This window comes from Buttiauxella brennerae ATCC 51605, from assembly GCF_001654925.1.
GTDB classification, from domain to species: domain Bacteria; phylum Pseudomonadota; class Gammaproteobacteria; order Enterobacterales; family Enterobacteriaceae; genus Buttiauxella; species Buttiauxella brennerae.
The window spans coordinates 182,992-201,495 of sequence record NZ_LXER01000006.1 but is presented as its reverse complement, the minus strand read 5'-3'; the positions used below and the strand labels follow the sequence as shown (position 1 = coordinate 201,495).

At 52.4% G+C, this 18,504-nt stretch carries 16 protein-coding genes and 1 other annotated feature; of the genes, 4 read left to right on the top strand and 12 right to left on the bottom strand.

Features of this window, described 5'->3' with window-relative positions:
- Window positions 1-7 precede the first annotated feature (7 nt).
- Window positions 8-895: an AraC family transcriptional regulator gene (locus M975_RS02200; RefSeq protein WP_064557075.1), complete on the top strand. Its 888-nt coding sequence runs from the start codon at window positions 8-10 to the stop codon at window positions 893-895.
- Between the two features lie 90 nt (window positions 896-985).
- Here M975_RS02200 and ushA read toward each other — a convergent pair whose 3' ends face one another.
- Window positions 986-2,638: a bifunctional UDP-sugar hydrolase/5'-nucleotidase UshA gene (gene ushA / locus M975_RS02195; RefSeq protein ID WP_064557074.1), complete on the bottom strand. Its 1,653-nt coding sequence runs from the start codon at window positions 2,636-2,638 to the stop codon at window positions 986-988.
- 189 nt (window positions 2,639-2,827) lie between these two features.
- Here ushA and M975_RS02190 point away from each other — a divergent pair, with 189 nt between their 5' ends.
- Window positions 2,828-4,036, top strand: coding sequence for an MFS transporter (locus M975_RS02190; RefSeq protein ID WP_064557073.1), 1,209 nt, complete (start codon window positions 2,828-2,830; stop codon window positions 4,034-4,036).
- Between the two features lie 221 nt (window positions 4,037-4,257).
- Window positions 4,258-5,916, top strand: coding sequence for a YbaL family putative K(+) efflux transporter (gene ybaL / locus M975_RS02185; RefSeq protein ID WP_064557072.1), 1,659 nt, complete (start codon window positions 4,258-4,260; stop codon window positions 5,914-5,916).
- A gap of 117 nt (window positions 5,917-6,033) precedes the next feature.
- Here the strand turns inward: ybaL and M975_RS02180 are convergent, their stop codons facing one another.
- The 7 genes from M975_RS02180 to M975_RS02150 form a co-directional block, all read right to left on the bottom strand.
- A complete protein-coding gene (locus M975_RS02180; RefSeq protein ID WP_064557071.1) occupies window positions 6,034-7,338 on the bottom strand; it encodes an inosine/guanosine kinase in 1,305 nt (434 codons plus the stop codon).
- Window positions 7,339-7,400: 62 nt separating this feature from the next.
- Window positions 7,401-8,363, bottom strand: a complete 963-nt coding sequence (gene hemH, locus M975_RS02175) for a ferrochelatase (protein WP_064557070.1) — start codon at window positions 8,361-8,363, stop codon at window positions 7,401-7,403.
- Window positions 8,364-8,498: 135 nt separating this feature from the next.
- Window positions 8,499-9,143: an adenylate kinase gene (gene adk, locus M975_RS02170; protein WP_064516724.1), complete on the bottom strand. Its 645-nt coding sequence runs from the start codon at window positions 9,141-9,143 to the stop codon at window positions 8,499-8,501.
- A gap of 174 nt (window positions 9,144-9,317) precedes the next feature.
- Entirely contained in the window at window positions 9,318-11,192 is a 1,875-nt protein-coding gene (gene htpG / locus M975_RS02165) for a molecular chaperone HtpG (RefSeq protein WP_064557645.1), read from the bottom strand.
- A 236-nt stretch (window positions 11,193-11,428) separates the two neighbouring features.
- The gene (recR, locus tag M975_RS02160) at window positions 11,429-12,034 is read right to left on the bottom strand and encodes a recombination mediator RecR (protein ID WP_064557069.1); all 606 of its coding nucleotides are present in this window, start codon (window positions 12,032-12,034) and stop codon (window positions 11,429-11,431) included.
- A gap of 105 nt (window positions 12,035-12,139) precedes the next feature.
- The gene (locus M975_RS02155) at window positions 12,140-12,817 is read right to left on the bottom strand and encodes an isochorismatase family protein (protein WP_064557068.1); all 678 of its coding nucleotides are present in this window, start codon (window positions 12,815-12,817) and stop codon (window positions 12,140-12,142) included.
- Window positions 12,818-12,891: 74 nt separating this feature from the next.
- The gene (locus tag M975_RS02150) at window positions 12,892-13,758 is read right to left on the bottom strand and encodes a pirin family protein (protein ID WP_064557067.1); all 867 of its coding nucleotides are present in this window, start codon (window positions 13,756-13,758) and stop codon (window positions 12,892-12,894) included.
- Window positions 13,759-13,862: 104 nt separating this feature from the next.
- Between M975_RS02150 and M975_RS02145 the strand changes: the two genes are divergently transcribed.
- The gene (locus tag M975_RS02145; RefSeq protein ID WP_245164272.1) at window positions 13,863-14,774 is read left to right on the top strand and encodes a LysR family transcriptional regulator; all 912 of its coding nucleotides are present in this window, start codon (window positions 13,863-13,865) and stop codon (window positions 14,772-14,774) included.
- A 55-nt stretch (window positions 14,775-14,829) separates the two neighbouring features.
- On the opposite strand, the gene M975_RS02140 is transcribed toward M975_RS02145, so the two are convergent.
- From M975_RS02140 to M975_RS02125, 4 genes are all read right to left on the bottom strand, one after another.
- Entirely contained in the window at window positions 14,830-15,159 is a 330-nt protein-coding gene (locus tag M975_RS02140) for a YbaB/EbfC family nucleoid-associated protein (RefSeq protein ID WP_064557065.1), read from the bottom strand.
- A 212-nt stretch (window positions 15,160-15,371) separates the two neighbouring features.
- The gene (gene dnaX / locus M975_RS02135) at window positions 15,372-17,297 is read right to left on the bottom strand and encodes a DNA polymerase III subunit gamma/tau (RefSeq protein ID WP_064557064.1); all 1,926 of its coding nucleotides are present in this window, start codon (window positions 17,295-17,297) and stop codon (window positions 15,372-15,374) included.
- Window positions 15,978-16,042: a sequence feature (DnaX frameshifting element), on the bottom strand. (Overlaps the previous gene by 65 nt.)
- A gap of 99 nt (window positions 17,298-17,396) precedes the next feature.
- Window positions 17,397-17,948: an adenine phosphoribosyltransferase gene (gene apt, locus M975_RS02130; RefSeq protein ID WP_064557063.1), complete on the bottom strand. Its 552-nt coding sequence runs from the start codon at window positions 17,946-17,948 to the stop codon at window positions 17,397-17,399.
- Window positions 17,949-18,086: 138 nt separating this feature from the next.
- A complete protein-coding gene (locus M975_RS02125; protein WP_064557062.1) occupies window positions 18,087-18,464 on the bottom strand; it encodes a DUF454 family protein in 378 nt (125 codons plus the stop codon).
- Between the last annotated feature and the right edge of the window lie 40 nt (window positions 18,465-18,504).

Sequence of the window (18,504 nt, the reverse complement as noted above, 5' to 3'; positions counted from 1 at the left end):
AGGGGTGATGACGAACGCAAGAAACGAACTTTATGCCCGGCGTTTTGAGCAAGTATTTAGCTGGATTGAACAGCATCTCGATAGCCCGTTAACGGTCGAGCAACTGAGTGAAGTCGCCTGTTTCTCGCGTTTTCATTTTCATCGGCAATTCAGCCAGTTCTGCGGAATCAGCGTTAGCCGTTATATCACGCTGATGCGGCTGAAAAGGGCCTCTTTCCAGTTAGTGGGAAATCCTCAGGAAAGAGTGATTAACATTGCCCTGGATGCCGGGTTTGAAAACCCCGAGTCATTTTCCCGAGCCTTCAAAAATACCTTCGGCCTGACGCCCAGCGAGTTTCGCAAAGATCCTGTTTGGGTTGACTGGCATGTGCATTTTCAATTTCCCGGACGGGAAAATCAGCAGAGGCTTGAAAATATGGACGTGAAAATCATTACTGTCGAAGCCATGAACGTTGCGGTGCTTGAGCATCTTGGCGACCCGATGCGCGTGAATAATACGGTCGCGTCGTTTATTGAGTGGCGCAAAGCGTCAGGGCTTTCTGATTACATGACACAAGGGACTTACGGTGTTCCGTATAGCGATCCGGCCACGACGCCTGGTGAGGAGTTCCGTTTCGATGTGTGCGGCGAATTGAATGCGGCCGCCAACGGCGTGGTTCCAGAAAATCCACAGGGTGTTATCGTGAAAACCCTGCCTGGAGGGCGTTGTGCGGTGGTGCGCCATGTCGGCGCTTACGAGCGCATCAGCGATAGCGTTTATTATCTTTACCGCCAGTGGTTACCCGATAGCGGTGAGGAGTTACGTGATTTCCCGGTCTATTTCCGCTACCTCGAACTCGATAAAAACCACCCCGAGCATGCGCAGCAAACCGATATTTTATTGCCGTTGAAGTAATTCGCCCTCACCCCGGTCCTCTCCCTCAGGAGAGGGCGTAAAAGGTGATCCCCTCTCCCATTGGGAGAGGGTTAGGGTGAGGGGGAAAAGTTACTGCCAGCTCACCTCGCCTTTCGGCTCGTAAGCATTCACATCAAGCGGGGAATTCTTCTCGATATACTGCTTCAGCACCTCTGCATCCACAAAACCGGTGTTCACATAGCCTGGTTTTTTATCGATAGCAGGATAGCCGTCACCACCGGAAGCGTTAAAGTTTAACGTCGCCATACGGTAGGTTTTCGCAGGATCAACCGGCTCGCCCTTGATTTTAAGATCTTGCAGGCCAGCAGCCGTTGCCACAAAGCTGACGTTAGCAAACTGCGGATACGCGCCAGAGTCTGGTTTTTTCTGCGCCACGGCGCTCAGATACTCGGTGACTTCTTTGCCCGTCATATCGGTATAAACCACGGTGTTACCAAACGGCTGCACCTTCAGCACATCTTTATAAGTGATGTCCCCGGTTTCAATCGAATCACGAATACCACCGCCGCTCATCACAGCAAAATCAGCACCGGTACGGTCCATTTGTGCCGCCAGCAGCAGACGCGCCAGGTTAGTTTGCACGAAACGCACTTTGCTACGATCGCCTTCCATGTGGCCGTTAACGCTGCCTACTTTCACATTCAACTGCGCCTGGCCTTTATTCTGGAATGGCGTCAGCAGTGAGAGCATTTGCTGGTTTTCCGGGATCTGCGGTGTATACAGCACGCGCTCACTTTCACCGTTATCGTAGGTGATTTTCTTTTTCAGGTTGATGGGGATCAACTGGTAATGCACCAGTTTCATTTCACCATTACGGAACTCAAAATCAGCGCGGCCTACGTACTTGCCCCACTCATGAGCCTGAACAATCCAGATACCGTTTTGCTGATCCGGTGCACATGGCGTGCCTGGCACATAATCCACCTGCTTTTTATTTTCTGCCGCCATACAGACCGGGTTTTGCGAGTGCCCGCCAACAATCATCGTCAGTGCACCCGCCGGTAAACTACGTGCCATTTCTACGTCGCCCGGCGCGTTAGAACCGTGATCGCCGTTATCGTAGTGGCCCATGTGTGTTGCGGCGATGAGCACGTCGGGTTTTTCAGTGGTTTGCAGCTCCTGAATCACCAGTTTTGCTTCATCAGCAGGTTTGCGAAATTCAATATCCGTGAAGTTTTCCGGGTTACCAATTTTGGCGGTGTCGTCAGTGGTTAAACCGATAACCGCAATTTTGATGCCCTGCGGCTTAAAGATGGCCCAGGGTTTAAACAGACGCTCACCGGTGCTTTTCTGGTAAATGTTGGCTGAAAGCAGCGGGAATTTGGCCCACTTTTCTTGCTGGCGTAACACGGTTAGCGGTTTATCGAATTCGTGGTTGCCGATTGCCATCGCGTCATAACCAATCAGGTTCATGCCACGGAAATCAGGTTCAGCATCCTGCAAGTCAGATTCAGGCACGCCGGTGTTGATGTCGCCGCCAGAGAGTAACAATACGCTGCCTCCCTTCTCTGCCACCTCTTTACGAATGCTATCCACCAGAGTTTTCTGTGCAGCCAGGCCATATTCCGCGTGTTCATTGCGCCAGAAATGACCGTGGTGATCGTTGGTGTGTAGAATGGTGATGTTATAAGTTTTATCTTTTTCCCAGGCCAGTGCTGATGCGCTGGTCAGGCCGACTGCGATAAGCAGTGCTGCGGTCACCCCTTTCACGACGAACTTCATTGCAAATCTCCATATTCAAAAAAATACTTCCGCACCAATAGCAGACAGCTACTAGCATAGACAAATAACTTTTCACGATTGTGACTTTCTTCAGAAAGTTCCTGCAGGTATGTTAGCAGGGTAACGGTTTCCCACGGTTCCATCGCTGAACCGATATAAAATAATACAATCAATTCCTTGCAGGTATTTATGGCAATCTCGGAACAAACACTCGCACCAACGGAGCCAAAAAAGGCTCGCACCGCGTTTGGCATTCTGGGGGCAATTAGCCTCTCCCATTTGCTCAACGATATGATTCAGTCGCTTATTCTGGCGCTCTATCCACTACTACAAAGCGAATTCTCACTGAGCTTTGTGCAGATTGGGATGATAACGCTGACATTCCAGGTAACCTCATCGCTACTCCAGCCGGTGGTAGGATACTACACCGACAAATACCCGATGCCGTGGTCGTTGCCGATTGGTATGTGCTTCACACTTTGCGGGTTAGTTATCCTCGCTTTAGCGGGCAGTTTCCCGATGGTGCTGTTGGCAGCCGGGCTTGTGGGGACGGGTTCATCGGTGTTCCACCCGGAATCATCCCGCGTGGCGCGAATGGCGTCCGGTGGCCGTCATGGCCTTGCGCAGTCACTGTTCCAGGTGGGTGGCAATTTCGGTAGCTCTTTAGGCCCATTGCTTGCCGCGCTGATTATTGCCCCTTACGGTAAAGGTAATGTCGGCTGGTTTGTGCTGGCCGCGTTGCTGGCGATTATTGTATTGCTGCAGATTAGCCGTTGGTATGCCGCGCAACATCGCATGGCAAAGGGCAAAACAGCCGCGCTTGTCGTTAACCCGCTACCGCGCAAGCAAGTGATTCAGGCGGTATCTGTACTGCTGGTGCTGATTTTCTCCAAATACTTTTATATGGCGAGTATCAGCAGCTACTACACCTTCTACCTGATGCACAAATTCGGTTTGTCGGTGCAAAACGCTCAGTTCCACCTGTTCGCCTTCTTGTTTGCCGTGGCAGCCGGTACGGTAATTGGTGGGCCGTTAGGCGATAAAATTGGCCGTAAATACGTTATCTGGGGTTCAATCCTCGGTGTGGCACCGTTTACCCTGTTCCTGCCTTACGTATCGCTGTACTGGACCGGCGTTCTGACGGTGATCATCGGCTTTATTCTGGCCTCCGCGTTTTCAGCGATTCTGGTCTACGCACAAGAACTGATGCCGGGGCGTATCGGCATGGTTTCCGGGCTGTTTTTCGGTTTCGCATTTGGTATGGGTGGCCTGGGTGCCGCGGTACTCGGGCTGGTAGCCGACCATACCAGTATCGAATTAGTCTATAAAATATGTGCCTTCTTGCCGCTACTGGGCATATTGACCATATTCCTCCCTGATAACCGCCACAAGTCCTGATTAATCAAGGCCAATACATTGTATTGGCCTTCACTCGTCCCCATATTCCTCTATGTTATTGCCTCACTAAGTGTGTAAAACCCCTCTCAGGCCACTTTTTTTGTCCAAATGCGCCTTTTATAAAAAATTCACTTACTTTTCACCCAACTGATTAAAAAATTGTCATAAACTAAAGTAGATAATTTGATTTATTGGACCTTAAGCTTACGAAAGGAGACGGAATGCATCACGCCACCCCGCTTATCACCACCATTGTCGGCGGCCTCGTACTGGCCTTTTTGCTCGGTATGATCGCCAACAAACTTCGTATATCACCATTGGTGGGCTATTTATTAGCTGGGGTATTGGCCGGCCCTTTTACGCCAGGCTTTGTCGCAGACACTAAACTCGCTCCTGAACTGGCTGAGCTGGGCGTTATTCTGCTGATGTTTGGCGTTGGTCTGCACTTTTCGTTAAAGGATTTGATGGCGGTAAAGGCCATCGCCATCCCAGGCGCAATCGCCCAGATTGGTGTGGCGACGCTACTGGGAATGGCGCTTTCATCGCTGATGGGTTGGTCACTGATGACCGGCATCGTGTTTGGCCTGTGTCTTTCTACCGCCAGTACCGTGGTGCTGCTGCGCGCACTTGAAGAGCGGCAATTAATAGACAGTCAACGCGGGCAAATTGCCATTGGCTGGCTGATTGTTGAAGACCTGGTGATGGTGTTAACGCTGGTTCTGTTGCCTGCGGTCGCCGGGATGATGGAAAAAGGCGACGTCGGCTTTGCGACGCTGACGCTGGACTTGGGTTTGACCATCGGTAAAGTGGTGGCGTTTATTGCCATTATGCTGATTGTTGGCCGCCGCGTGGTGCCGTGGATTCTGGCGCGAAGTGCTGCAACCGGTTCGCGCGAACTCTTCACGCTAGCCGTTCTCGCATTGGCTCTCGGCATTGCTTTTGGTGCGGTCGAACTGTTTGACGTGTCATTCGCGCTGGGAGCCTTCTTTGCCGGCATGGTGCTTAATGAATCTGAATTAAGCCACCGTGCAGCACACGACACGTTACCGCTGCGCGATGCTTTTGCCGTGCTGTTCTTTGTTTCCGTCGGCATGTTGTTCGACCCATTAATTCTGATTCAGGAACCGCTCGCGGTGCTTGGCACGGTGGCTATCATCGTCTTTGGTAAGTCGTTAGCCGCCTTCTTCCTGGTGCGGTTGTTTGGCCACTCGCAACGCACTGCGTTAACCATCGCCACCAGTCTTGCGCAAATTGGTGAGTTCGCTTTTATCCTGGCAGGGCTTGGCATGGCGCTGAATCTGCTGCCGCAGACCGGGCAAAATCTGGTGCTGGCGGGGGCGATTTTGTCGATTATGCTCAACCCCATTTTGTTCGCGATTCTTGAGCGCTATCTCGCAAAAACCGAAACGCTGGAAGAACAGACACAGGAAGAAGCCATCGAAGATGAGAAACAAATTCCAGTCGATATTTGCCATCACGCGTTGCTGGTTGGTTTTGGCCGCGTAGGCAGCCTGCTGGGCGAGAAATTGCTGGCGCAAGGCATTCCACTGGTGGTGATTGAAACCTCTCGCAGTCGGGTTGATGAGCTACGTGCGCGTGGGATCCGTGCGGTACTCGGCAATGCGGCCAATGAAGAGATCATGAATCTCGCCCATCTGGATTGCGCGCGTTGGTTATTACTGACGATTCCTAACGGCTACGAGGCCGGTGAAATTGTGGCGGCGGCGCGAGCAAAATGCCCGGATATCGAGATTATCGCCCGCGCTCATTATGACGATGAAGTGGATTACATCACCGAGCGTGGTGCCAATCAGGTCGTGATGGGTGAGCGAGAGATAGCGAATACGATGATGGGGTTATTGGTCCAGCCGGTGGCGTGAGTTCCCCTTCATTCCGGCCTTCTCCTAAGAGGGAGAAGAGGAAAACCGCACGGCCTCCAAAGGGAAAGCCGTATAGTTCCCTCTCCTGGGGGAGAGGGTTAGGGTGAGGGCGTTGAATTAACGCTCCCAGTAAGACTCTTCTAAGCTATCTTCGCGCTCTGGCAGACCACGCGTCAGGCGCGGAGAATGCTGGTTCAGCACCTGGTAACTTACGCGGTTTGCATACTTACATACTTGTGCCAAAGACGAATAGGTCAGCCAGGTATGCTGGTGTTTGCTGGAGTTTGGCACGTTAGAACGGTGATAATTATTCGCCGTTATATCATGCAGAAGTGCAGCCAGCGCACCGTCGCCCGCGCCATTGGTATTCATGATTTTCTCAGGCCCGCCCATGTATGGCGCGATATGCGAGAAAATACGCATCGGGTTCTGGCAGTCTTTATGGCGCATTGCACGGCTAAATTCGTACTGGTTAAATTCAGCAATCGCCCCCGGCAACAACGGATGTTGTGTGGTGCGTTTTGAAGACTCTTCTGTAAAGCCCGCCATGTACAGGCCAACAGGCCCTGCGGTACACAATACTAAATCGACCCAATCCAACGCCTTATCAGCCGCCAGCAGCGGATCGTTTTCACCGGTCAGCGCCAGCCCTTCTTCTTCGTTCATCGCAAGAATCGAGACATGTTCTTTCAGGAACGCCTGCCACCACTCCGGATTTTCTGCGATGACATATTTGGTGCCCAGCGTCAGCACCACAGGAACGTTGTATTTTTTCGCATAGGCGATGGCCTGCATGGTCGCTTCTGGCATCGGTTCGCCGTCTTTGCAACGCACCAGATACGACGTAAGTACCAGCGCCGAGGCACCCGCAATCACCTCTTCCGGGATATTTTCAGCACGCAACTGGTTCATGTGGCCAGGGCTTATCGCAAAAGTACGCTCGCCCTGCTCACCAATCAGCGTAAAGCAGCGGCCAATCGGCCCGTTAACGCCTTGCAGGTAATTGAGGTCAGTACGGCTGGAGGTGTTGCACAGATAGCGGTAGGCATAGCTACCAATTTCGATGTGGCTGCACATCACGCCCAACAAAACAGAGCGGTCATCGGCTAATACCGAATAGTTGTGCATGGTGTTGCCGATGGTGCCACCGGCAAACTGGTGGGTAATCAGATCTTTTTGTACCAGTTCCTGATACAGCGCTTCTGCAACATCATCTTCAATAACCAAAGAGTGCCCGAAACTCAAACCGTAACGATGAACAAACGCATCATCGACTTTGGCTTCGATATCCACCAGCGTCTGGTCTATCCCGACTATCCAGGAAGTGCCTGTTTCGTTTTCAGGCTGAACCTGTTGCAGTAACGGATCGCGCGCGTTTACAGGGAAGTAGTGTTTGGATTTTCGTTTGCCGGGAAATTTCATGATGTTGTTCGAGTTTGCTAATCAGGCCGGAAATGGTAGCACATTAACGGCCAGTAGTGAGATTAGCGATATTTCTGCACCAGATTCATCATCATGGCGATGTGAGCCGGGTCGTCATTAAGTGCAGGGATATATTCATATTTTGTGCCGCCCGCTTCGATAAAGACTTCACGGTTTTGTACCGCCATTTCCTCAAGCGTTTCGAGGCAATCGGCAGAAAAACCAGGGCACATCACCTGAATGTGTTTCACCCCTTTCTCCGCCAACATTTTCAGCGTTTCATCGGTATACGGCATTAGCCAGGGTTCGCGGCCAAAGCGCGACTGGTAAGTCATCATCACTTTTTCTGGCGGCAGCTCAAGCGCTGAAAGCAGCTCGCGCGTGGTGTCACGGCAGCGTTGCGGGTAATCATCGCCTTCGTTGGCATAACGCTGCGGAATGCCGTGGTACGAGAGCAATAACACATCCGGCTCGCCATGTTTTTCGAAAGAGAGTTTTACCGAAGCCACCAGCGCATCGATGTATGAAGTGTCATCGGCATAGTCGCGAATCAGTGAAATGGACGGCAGCGAGCGGTAATTGGCAAAAATACGCCCCAGTTCATCCCAGACGGCCGCAACCGTCGAGCAGGAAAACTGCGGGTAGAGCGGCAGCACCACAATATGATCGACATGGTGCGACATCAGTTCTTCTACCGCGCTTTTCAGCGAGGGCGAACCATAGCTCATACCCAATGCAACAGGTGTATCCGGCAATTGTGCGGAAAGAGCAGCCAGCTGGCGGCGGCTATAGACCAGCAGCGGAGAACCTTCATCCATCCATACCGACTGGTAAAGTTTGGCGACACGCGCTGAACGCAGCGGCAAAATCACGCCCCGTAGTAGCGGCCACCAAATGACGCGCGGTGTATCAACCACGCGTTTGTCGCTCAAAAACTGGCGTAAATAGCGTTTTACCGCCGCCGGAGTGGGAGCGTCAGGCGTGCCAAGGTTTGCCAGTAAGATACCCACTTTTTCCTGATTCATTTCCACTCCTTATCAACAGATTGCTGATAATTGTAACGTAAAAGCGCCTCAGGAGAACCGATTACAGCGAAAGGGCAAAATTTGGGCAAAAAAATACCAGGAACAGGTCCTGGTATTTTTTAATCTAAAATCCGATTAGCCGAGGATTTTAGCGAGTTCTGCACTCACTTCGGTCACTTTGCGGGTGCCGTCGATTTTTACGTATTTGGTGTTACCGGCTTGCGCTTCTTTGCTGTAATAGGAGATCAGCGGAGCAGTCATCTGATGGTATTCCACCAGGCGCTTACGCACAGTTTCTTCCTGATCGTCTTTACGGGTGGTCAGTTCTTCGCCAGTCGCATCGTCTTTGCCTTCCACTTTTGGTGGATTAAAGGTGACGTGATAAACGCGGCCAGATGGTGCGTGTACGCGACGGCCAACGATACGCTCAACAATCAGCTCGTCCGGCACAGCAAATTCCAGAACCACATCCACATTGATGCCCGCTTCTTTCATTGCGTCAGCTTGTGGAATAGTGCGTGGGAAACCATCAAGCAGGAAACCGTTGCGGCAATCTTCCTGGGTAATACGTTCTTTAACCAGAGCGATAACCAGTTCATCTGTAACCAGTTTCCCGGCATCCATGATGTCTTTTGCTTGTTTACCCAGCTCTGAGCCAGATTTTACTGCGGCACGCAGCATGTCACCGGTGGAGATTTGCGGAATGCCATATTTCTCCATGATGAACTGAGCCTGAGTTCCTTTACCTGCGCCCGGAGCGCCAAGCAGAATAATACGCATTGCGTAATTCCCCATTCGTTTGGATTTTTGTATTTAAGAATTTTAGGCGATGACCTTACCATTAAAGGCCTATTCAGCTCAAGAATGGTGCGGGGATTGAGGGATCTTAGTTGGTTAAGATCGCCCTCACCCCGGCCCTCTCCCAGGGGAGATGGTTAGGGTGAGGGGTAAATATTACGAAACTAACAGCTGATTCATACGGCGAATAAACTGGTTTGGATCTTCCAGCGTACCGCGTTCAGCAAACAGCGCCTGGTCAAGCAGCAGCTCAACCCAATCGGCGAATTGTGCTTCGTCCTGAGTATCCGCAACACGTTTCACAAGGCCATGATCCGGGTTCAGCTCGAAGATGTACTTCACTTCCGGCACTTCCTGGCCCGCAGCGGCAAACAGTTTCGCCATTTGCGTGCTCATGTCGTTGCTGTCGGTGGTCACGATAGCTGGCGTGTCGGTCAGACGGTGCGTCAGACGCACTTCTTTCACGCGCTCACCCAGCAGGGTTTTCACACGCTCAACAAACGGCTCAAGTGCTTTTTCAGCTTCTTTCGCTTCCGGAGTCTCCTCGTCGGCCATTTTTTCCAGTGACTCGTCAGTTTTGCTGACTGACTGGAATGCTTTGCCGTCGAACTCGGTCAGGTAGCTCATCATCCATTCGTCGATGCGGTCAGAAAGCAGCAACACTTCGATGCCTTTCTTACGCAGCAATTCCAGATGCGGGCTGCTCTTCGCGGCCGCATAGCTGTCGGCGGTGATGTAGTAAATCTTCTCCTGCCCTTCTTTCATGCGTGACACGTACTCTTCCAGCGACACAGTCTGTGCAGCAGAATCAGTATGTGTGGTCGCAAAGCGCAGCAGTTTAGCGATAGCTTCCTGGTTCGCGTTGTCTTCAGCTGGGCCTTCTTTCAGTACCAGGCCGAAGTTTTTCCAGAAGGTCTGGTATTTTTCGCTGTCGTCTTTCGCCAGTTTTTCCAGCATCTGCAATACGCGTTTGGTCAGCGCGCTACGCAGATTTTGCGTTACACGGCTGTCTTGCAGAATTTCACGCGACACGTTCAGTGGCAGATCGTTGGAATCTATCAGACCACGTACAAAACGCAGGTAGTTCGGCATGAACTGCTCAGCGTCGTCCATGATGAACACGCGCTGCACGTACAGTTTCAGGCCGTGTTTATGGTCACGGTTCCACATATCCCATGGTGCCTGGGACGGAACATACAGCAGGCTGGTGTACTCTTGTTTCCCTTCCACGCGATTGTGGCTATAGGTCAGCGGGTCGCTGAAATCATGGGCCACATGCTTATAGAACTCGTTGTACTCTTCGTCTTTGATATCAGACTTGCTACGGGTCCACAGCGCCTGCGCTTTGTTGATTTTTTCCCAGCCAAGAATGGTTTCGCCGTCTTTCTCTTCACGGGTTTCAATCTCAACCGGCAATGCGATGTGATCGGAATATTTACCGATAACTGAACGTACGCGCCAGTCGTCCAGGAACTCGTCTTCACCTTCACGCAGGTGCAGGGTGATTTCAGTACCGCGATCGGCTTTGGTGATATCCGCAACGGTGTACTCGCCCGCACCTTCAGATTCCCAGAACACAGCTTGATCCGCAGGAACGCCCGCCGCACGCGTACGCACAGTCACTTTGTCTGCCACGATGAAGGCTGAGTAGAAGCCCACACCGAACTGGCCGATAAGCTGGCTGTCTTTCGCCTGGTCAGATCCCATGGATTCGAGGAATGATTTAGTCCCGGATTTTGCGATAGTACCGAGGTGGTCAATCGCTTCATCGCGCGTCATACCGATACCGTTATCGGCAATGGTCAGGGTGCGTTTTTCTTTATCAAAAGAGACGCGCACGCGCAGTTCGCCGTCACCCTCGTAGAGGTCAGCCTGAGACAGCGCGCGGAAGCGCAGTTTGTCTGCCGCATCAGAGGCGTTGGAGATCAGCTCACGCAGGAAAATTTCTTTATTTGAGTAGAGGGAGTGGATCATCAGGTGCAGAAGTTGTTTCACTTCAGACTGGAAGCCACGTGTCTCTTGTCCTTTCATGGTCATTGATACCTCAACAAAATCAAAATACAGGGGTGATGAAAACGCTGAAGGTGATATGAGGATAGAAACGGAGGTTTTCAAGCCTGGAAAATAGATTCTCTCTTTCTTTACCCTAAATAATTGGAGTTGCATCAAGGCGGCAAGGGAGCAAATCCCCAGGAGCTTACTCAAGTAAGTGACTGGGGTTTGTGAGTGAAGCCAACGCTGATGCAGCTTCAAGTATGACGGGTAAATTAAAAATTAATTTTGTGACGCCCAGCTAAAGAGTGGGACAACGTTGTGCCATCGACCATTTCCAGTTCGCCACCCACCGGCACGCCGTGTGCGATACGGCTGGCGTCCACGCCATATTGCCCGCAAAGTTCGGCGATATAGTTAGCTGTGGCTTCGCCTTCAACGGTTGGGTTGGTGGCAAGGATAAGCTCTTTGATGGTTTCGCGCTCAAGGCGCTGTTCGAGCCTGTCGAGGCCAATGTCTTGCGGGCCGATGCCGTCGATTGGAGACAAATGCCCCATCAACACAAAGTAACGCCCGGAAAACTGCCCGGTCGCTTCAATGGCGTGGATATCCGCAGGCGTTTCCACCACACAAATCTGGCCGTTTTCCTGGCGACGCGGGTTGGAACAAATTGCACACACTTCCTGCTCAGTGAAAGTACGGCAATCAGCACAGTGGCCGATTTCAGACATCGCGCGTGTTAACGCTTGAGCAAGGCGCATCCCACCACTGCGGTCGCGTTGCAGGAGCGCGAACGCCATACGTTGGGCAGACTTTGGGCCAACGCCTGGCAGGCAGCGCAAGGATTCCATAAGGGCGGTTAGTAAAGGACTGGTTTGCATCGCTCAGACTTCTGAAAAAAGAGTGGGCCATAGCCTAACATTAGCCCCGCTGAAGGACATAGAAAATAATCCCCTTGTGCGAGGTGCTGCGCAAGGGGAAAACTTTTAAGCGCGTTGGGAGTCAAGTTGCTCCTGATTGGTCACTACGTCTTGCGCTTTTTGGTAGCTTTCCATCAGCAAGCCGTACTCAATAAACACACCGCCCCACAGGTTTGCCCACTCCATAGCATCGTCACGGTTCCAGGTGTGCTGGACTTCGGCTACCACGGCTGCGGTGTCCATCGGTACAACACCCGCCTGCACTACACGCGCCAAAGTCACTTCCTGGGCCATTTTGGAATAGGTGCCGGAGGCGTCAATCACTGCAAAAACTTTAAAACCTTCGGCCGCGGCACTGATTGCCGGGAAAGCCATACACACGCTGGTTACAGTACCGGCAATAATCAGTGTTTTGCGTCCGGTAGCTTTTACCGCAGCGACGAAATCAGGGTTGTCCCAGGCGTTGATTTCACCTTTACGCGGCACATACTGCGCATGCGGTGCGTACTGGTGGATTTCTGGGATCAGCGGGCCGTTCGGGCCTTGCGGTACAGAAGCGGTGGTGATTACCGGAATATTGGCAAGTGTGGCGACTTTAGCAAGCACTGTGGCATGAGTACGTAAAGTTGGCATTGGCATATCGTGCACGAGTTGGAACAAACCGCTTTGGTGGTCGATAAGCAGCATGACCGCATCGCTCGGGTCAATCATCGGAATTTGTCCGTTAAAGTTTGCAGGTGCCATGTCCGTATCCTCTTTATTTATTGAATAAACTGCTGAAAGTTAACGGCTACCGGGATGATAGCCGTTCACGTTAGTTACACTGTCTGACCAAATTTGCCCTGATTAAAATCGTCAATGGCCTCTTTGATTTCCTCGCGAGTGTTCATCACAAACGGTCCGTAGCCGACCACTGGCTCATTAAGCGGCTCGCCACTTAATACCAACACCACGGCGTCGTTATTGGCTTCAAGCGTTACCGTTTCGCCTTTCGCATCCAGTACCACCAGTTGGGCTTCACGAGCGACTTCCTGCCCGTTGACCTGTACGGTGCCTTTAAGCACCACCAGTGCGGTATTCCAGCCGTCTGGCAGCGTCAGTTGCGTCACGCTGTGGGCATTCAGGCGCATATCCAGAATGCTCATCGGTGAATGGGTTTGCGCCGGGCCGGTGTGCGCAAGAAACTCCCCTGCAATCACCCGCACCTGGCCTGCGTTATCCGGTAACCCCACCACCGGAATATCCGCGTCGGTAATGGACTGGTAGTTTGGCGGTGTTGACTTGTCTTTGGCTGGCAAATTCACCCACAGCTGAACCATTTCAAGCGTACCGCCCTTCTCGCTGAAAGCTGGTGAGTGGAACTCTTCATGCAAAATGCCGCTGCCGGCTGTCATCCACTGCACATCACCCGGGCCAATCACCCCGCCGCTGCCGGTGGAGTCGCGATGTGCCACTTCGCCTTTGTAGACGATGGTGACGGTTTCAAAACCGCGGTGCGGGTGTACATCAACGCCGCGCTGCCCTTTGACGCTCGGCTTAAATTCTGCCGGGCCTGCGTAATCGAGCAGCAGGAACGGGCTGAGCTGTTTTTCAAATTTTGAGTAAGAAAACAGTGAGCGAACCGGGAAGCCATCGCCCACCCAGTGGGATGCCGGTGCTGAATAAACGCCAAGAATTGATTTCATCGTTATCTCCATTGAGTGTCGATTTCTGTTGAGATAAAGCTTACTCATAAGACGAATTCCCCGGTAGACTCTGAAAATGAACTCAGTGTTCCATAAACAGGACAATGGCAATGCAAGACCTCAACGATCTGTGGTATTTCGTGCAAGTGGTGGATAACGGAGGGTTTTCTCCAGCAAGCCGCGTTATCGGCATTCCGAAATCACGCTTGAGTCGCCGTATTGCACTACTGGAAGAAAGTCTTGAGACACGTTTGATTCAGCGTTCAACACGCAGCTTCACGGTAACCGAGGCCGGGCAGATTTTTTATCGCCACTGCAAGGCGATGATCATTGAAGCCGAAGCCGCGCAGGAAGCGATTAACTCGTTACGCGCAGAGCCTCGTGGGCTGATTCGCCTGAGCTGCCCGATTGCCCTGCTGCATGTGCATATCGGAGAAATGCTGGCGAAGTTTATGGCGCTTTATCCGCAGGTCACCGTGCAGCTTGAAGAGACAAACCGCCAGGTTGATGTGCTCAATGAAAATGTCGATTTAGCGGTGCGAGTTCGCCCATTGCCACTGGAAGATAGTGATCTGGTGATGCGCAAGCTGGCGGACCGCGGCATGTGCCTGGTGGCAAGTCCCGAACTGGTTGAGCGCTTTACTCAGCCCACATCTCCTGCCGACCTTCAGCACTGGCCAAGTCTGGCGTTATCAAAACCGCAGCAAGTTTACCGCTGGTGTTTGTTCGGTGAGGATAATCATGAAGTGACGCTGCACCACAAACCACGCTTTGTGACTACCGATATGGATGCACTACGTGCGGCTGCGCTGGCGGGAGTGGGACTGGTTCAGTTGCCAATATTGATGGTTAACAAGCAACTGGCAGATGGAAGCCTGGTGCGTTTGTTACCCGAGTGGCGAGCAAGACGTGAGGTTATTCATTTGGTGTTTCCTTCGCGGCGCGGTCAGTTACCGGCGGTCAGGGCATTGATTGATTTTCTGGTGGAGAGTTATGCGGAGTTTGAAGAGGAGTGAGAGCGCAAAATGCCCTCACCCCAGCCCTCTCCCACAGGAGAGGGAGAAAGGCAAATCAGAATGGCATTTTGAAGCCTGGTGGCAACTGCATCCCGTTGGAAACACCCGCCATTTTCTCTTTCTGCGCTTCGCCGATACGACGAGCAGCATCGTTGAAGGCCGCAGCAACCAGATCTTCAACCATCTCTTTGTCGTCTTCCATCAGGCTTGGATCGATTTCCACGCGACGGCAGTTGTGCGCGCCGTTGATGGTGACTTTGACCAGACCCGCGCCAGATTCGCCAGTGACTTCCATTTGGGCGATTTCTTCCTGAACCTGGGCCATTTTTTCCTGCATCTGCTGGGCTTGCTTCATGATGTTGCCCAGACCGCCTTTTCCAAACATAGTCTTCTCTCTTTTGCTCGGGCCGACTAACCGTACGTGACGATTAACGGCTATCAGGGTTTACAACAAACCGGCATATACCCAAGCTACTTCAAGATGCAGGTAGGCGGCAATCGAATGAATCCCGATGAGCTTACTTGAGTAAGTGATTCGGGTGAACGAGAGCAGCCAACAACCCTGCAACTTGAAGGGCGAAGGGTATAACCGGTCTGTCAAATAGGTCGAATACTGTCTTCATCCAGTTCCGCATCAAAGAAACGACGCAGCGTCTGAATGTTATTGTCAGTTCTCATTGATTCCCGCGCGTTCGCAAGCTTCTCTTCATAGATAGCCTGACGCCACTCCAGCGGGGTACGTTGTGCAAGATTATCATCTTCAATAATAGTCAGCTCAACAGTTTCACCACTAAAAGTACTCAACGCGTCCACCAGCGTTTTCTGCGCCGACGGTGAATTCAAATGTCGTAGTGCCGGGCGCAAGTGTAAACACACCCGGTTGCCGTCCTGCTCTTTCCAGGCGTTCAGCGCCAGCTGCTGCACTAATTTTGGCAGCACCAGTTGGCTAATTTCAGCCGACCAGCTATCGCGCTCAATGGCTTCCACAGCCAGCTTTTGCGCAAGCTCTGGCGTTTTCTCATGCTCCATCGCGCGCTTTAATGCTTTTGGTGTCGCGACCGGTTCTTCAACGACATCAGAAACAATTTGCGACTTCCAGCGATAAGCCTCGGGCTTGGGCTCTGGCTTTTCTTCTGCAAGTGCTGCGGGCCGGGACTGGATACGCTCGCTCACCGAGGCTAAACGTTCCAGAGCGGTGGTGTTCTTTGCCGGCCGCGCTAAATTTGGCGCTGCCGGCTCACTCTTTTTTGCTTTGTTGGCTCCCTGCTGGCGCATGAGCTGTGTTCGCGCTTGTAGTACCTGACTGGTGGTGTCCGGTAGCGCGGTTTCATCTGGCCGGGGCTGCGGTGTTTGTGCCATTTGCTGGCGCACCGGAACCGGGTTGATCACAGGAATACTCGGCGCCTGGCGCGGTTGCTCTGGCTCCGGGAGCGGCTTGCGCGGGTGGAATGCCAGCGCACGCAACAGCGTCATTTCAATGCCCATGCGGCGGTCCGGAGCCCACGAAAGCTCTTTGCGGCCAATCAGCAGGGTTTGATAATAAAGTTGGACTTCGGCAGGTGGCACGACACGCGCTAACTCACGCATACGCTGTTCAATGGCGGCCATATCACTGCCCAATGCGGCAGGAGACAGTTGCACCATTGCCACACGGTGCAGCAAGCTCAGCATTTCAACCAACAGAGCTTCCCACTCGACACCGCGCCCGGCGGCCTCGTTGAGCAAACTCATTACGCGCTCGCCATCGGCCTGCACCATCGCTTCTATCAGCGAAAGGGCCTGGTCGTCATCAAGCGTGCCCAGCATCGTGCTGACAGCCGCGGTAGTGACATGGCCGTCACCGCTGGCAATCGCCTGGTCGGTAAGGCTTAACGCGTCACGCAGGCTGCCATCTGCGGCGCGAGCCAACAGTTGCAGCGCACGGGTTTCGCTGGGTATTTTTTCTTCGCCGAGAATGTGTTCCAACTGATGGCGGATTTGTTCGACATCCAGCGCTTTCAGGTGGAATTGCAGGCAGCGAGAAAGAATCGTGACCGGCAGTTTTTGCGGATCGGTCGTCGCCAGCAGGAATTTGACGTGCGATGGCGGCTCTTCCAGCGTCTTCAACAATGCGTTGAAGCTGTGGCGGGAGAGCATGTGCACTTCATCAATAAGGTAGACTTTGAAACGGCCACGCGCCGGGGCGTACTGAACGTTGTCCAGCAGATCACGCGTATCTTCTACTTTGGTACGCGAGGCGGCATCAATTTCAATCAGATCGACAAAGCGACCTTGTTCGATTTCGCGGCAGTTATCACATACACCACACGGGGTGGCGGTAATGCCGGTTTCACAATTTAACCCTTTCGCCAACAGGCGAGCGATGGACGTTTTACCCACGCCGCGCGTCCCTGAAAAGAGATAGGCGTGGTGGATTCGGCCCATGGATAAGCCATTAGCCAGGGCAGTCAACACGTGTTGCTGGCCGACTACATCAGCAAAAGTTTGTGGCCGCCATTTGCGGGCTAAGACCTGGTAGCTCATTCGAGATAGGCTCTACATCGCGGGAGTGAATTGAGGGGTAATGCTAACATAAGCCTCACCCATCGGGCGAGGCTTTAGACTGAAGAGGTGAGGCAGAACTCAGTGACCAGGGAAAAGCACGAGGCTGTAGCTTTTCACGCCCATTTTTTCCAGGCGCTGCTCACCACCAATATCAAACAGATTGATGATAAACGCAGCGTCAGTCACTTCTCCACCCAAACGGCGGATCAGCTTCACGGTGGCTTCGATGGTCCCGCCAGTTGCCAGCAGGTCATCCACCACCAGCACTTTGTCGCCAGGCTGGATTGCATCAACGTGGATTTCCAGTTGATCGGTGCCGTATTCCAGCTCGTAGTTTTCAGCGATAGTTTCACGCGGAAGTTTACCAGGCTTGCGCACTGGCACAAAACCAACGCCCAATTCCAACGCAACCGGTGCACCAAACAAGAACCCACGCGCTTCAGTACCCACCACTTTGGTGATACCGGTGTCTTTAAAACGTGAGACTAATAATTCGATGCTGGTGGCGTAAGCTTTCGGATCTTCAAGCAAGCTGGTAACGTCACGGAATAAGATCCCAGGTTTTGGGTAGTCTGGAATGCTTTTGATGCTGTTTTTCAGATATTCAAGCTGCTGCGCAGTCGCGGTCATAATTAATGCCTGCTAAAAACATGATTCTAACAAAGCACGAGACGGATTTATTAAACGTTCAATAATCGGTCATACCGTGCTCGAAAACGGTCGAATTTACTGGCTGGCATCAACAATTGCAACCACCGCAAATGCGCTTTATGGCTTTTGTTGCTTTTCGTCAATGACCGGCATCCGCCACATAAAGAACAGCAGCGCGCACATCATCACTAATAATAGTAGTCTGACCCACAGAATATTGACCAGATAAAGGGAGACCGCAAAGGTTAATACGATGAAAATCAGCGCCCTGGGTTTCGCCCCCGGCGGCAGCGCACGGTGGTCCTGCCAGTGGCGGATATAACTGCCAAACCATGAGCGATACAATAACCAGTGGTGAAAGCGCGGTGAAGAACGGGCGAAGCACCAGGCCGCCAGCAGTAAGAATGGGGTTGTGGGAAGCAAAGGCAGGACGACACCCAGCGTCGCAAGCACTACCGCCAGCCAACCAATGATGATTAAAATAGTCCGTTTCATTCCTCATTCCGTCAATAATCTGGCACTTAACATGTGCAAC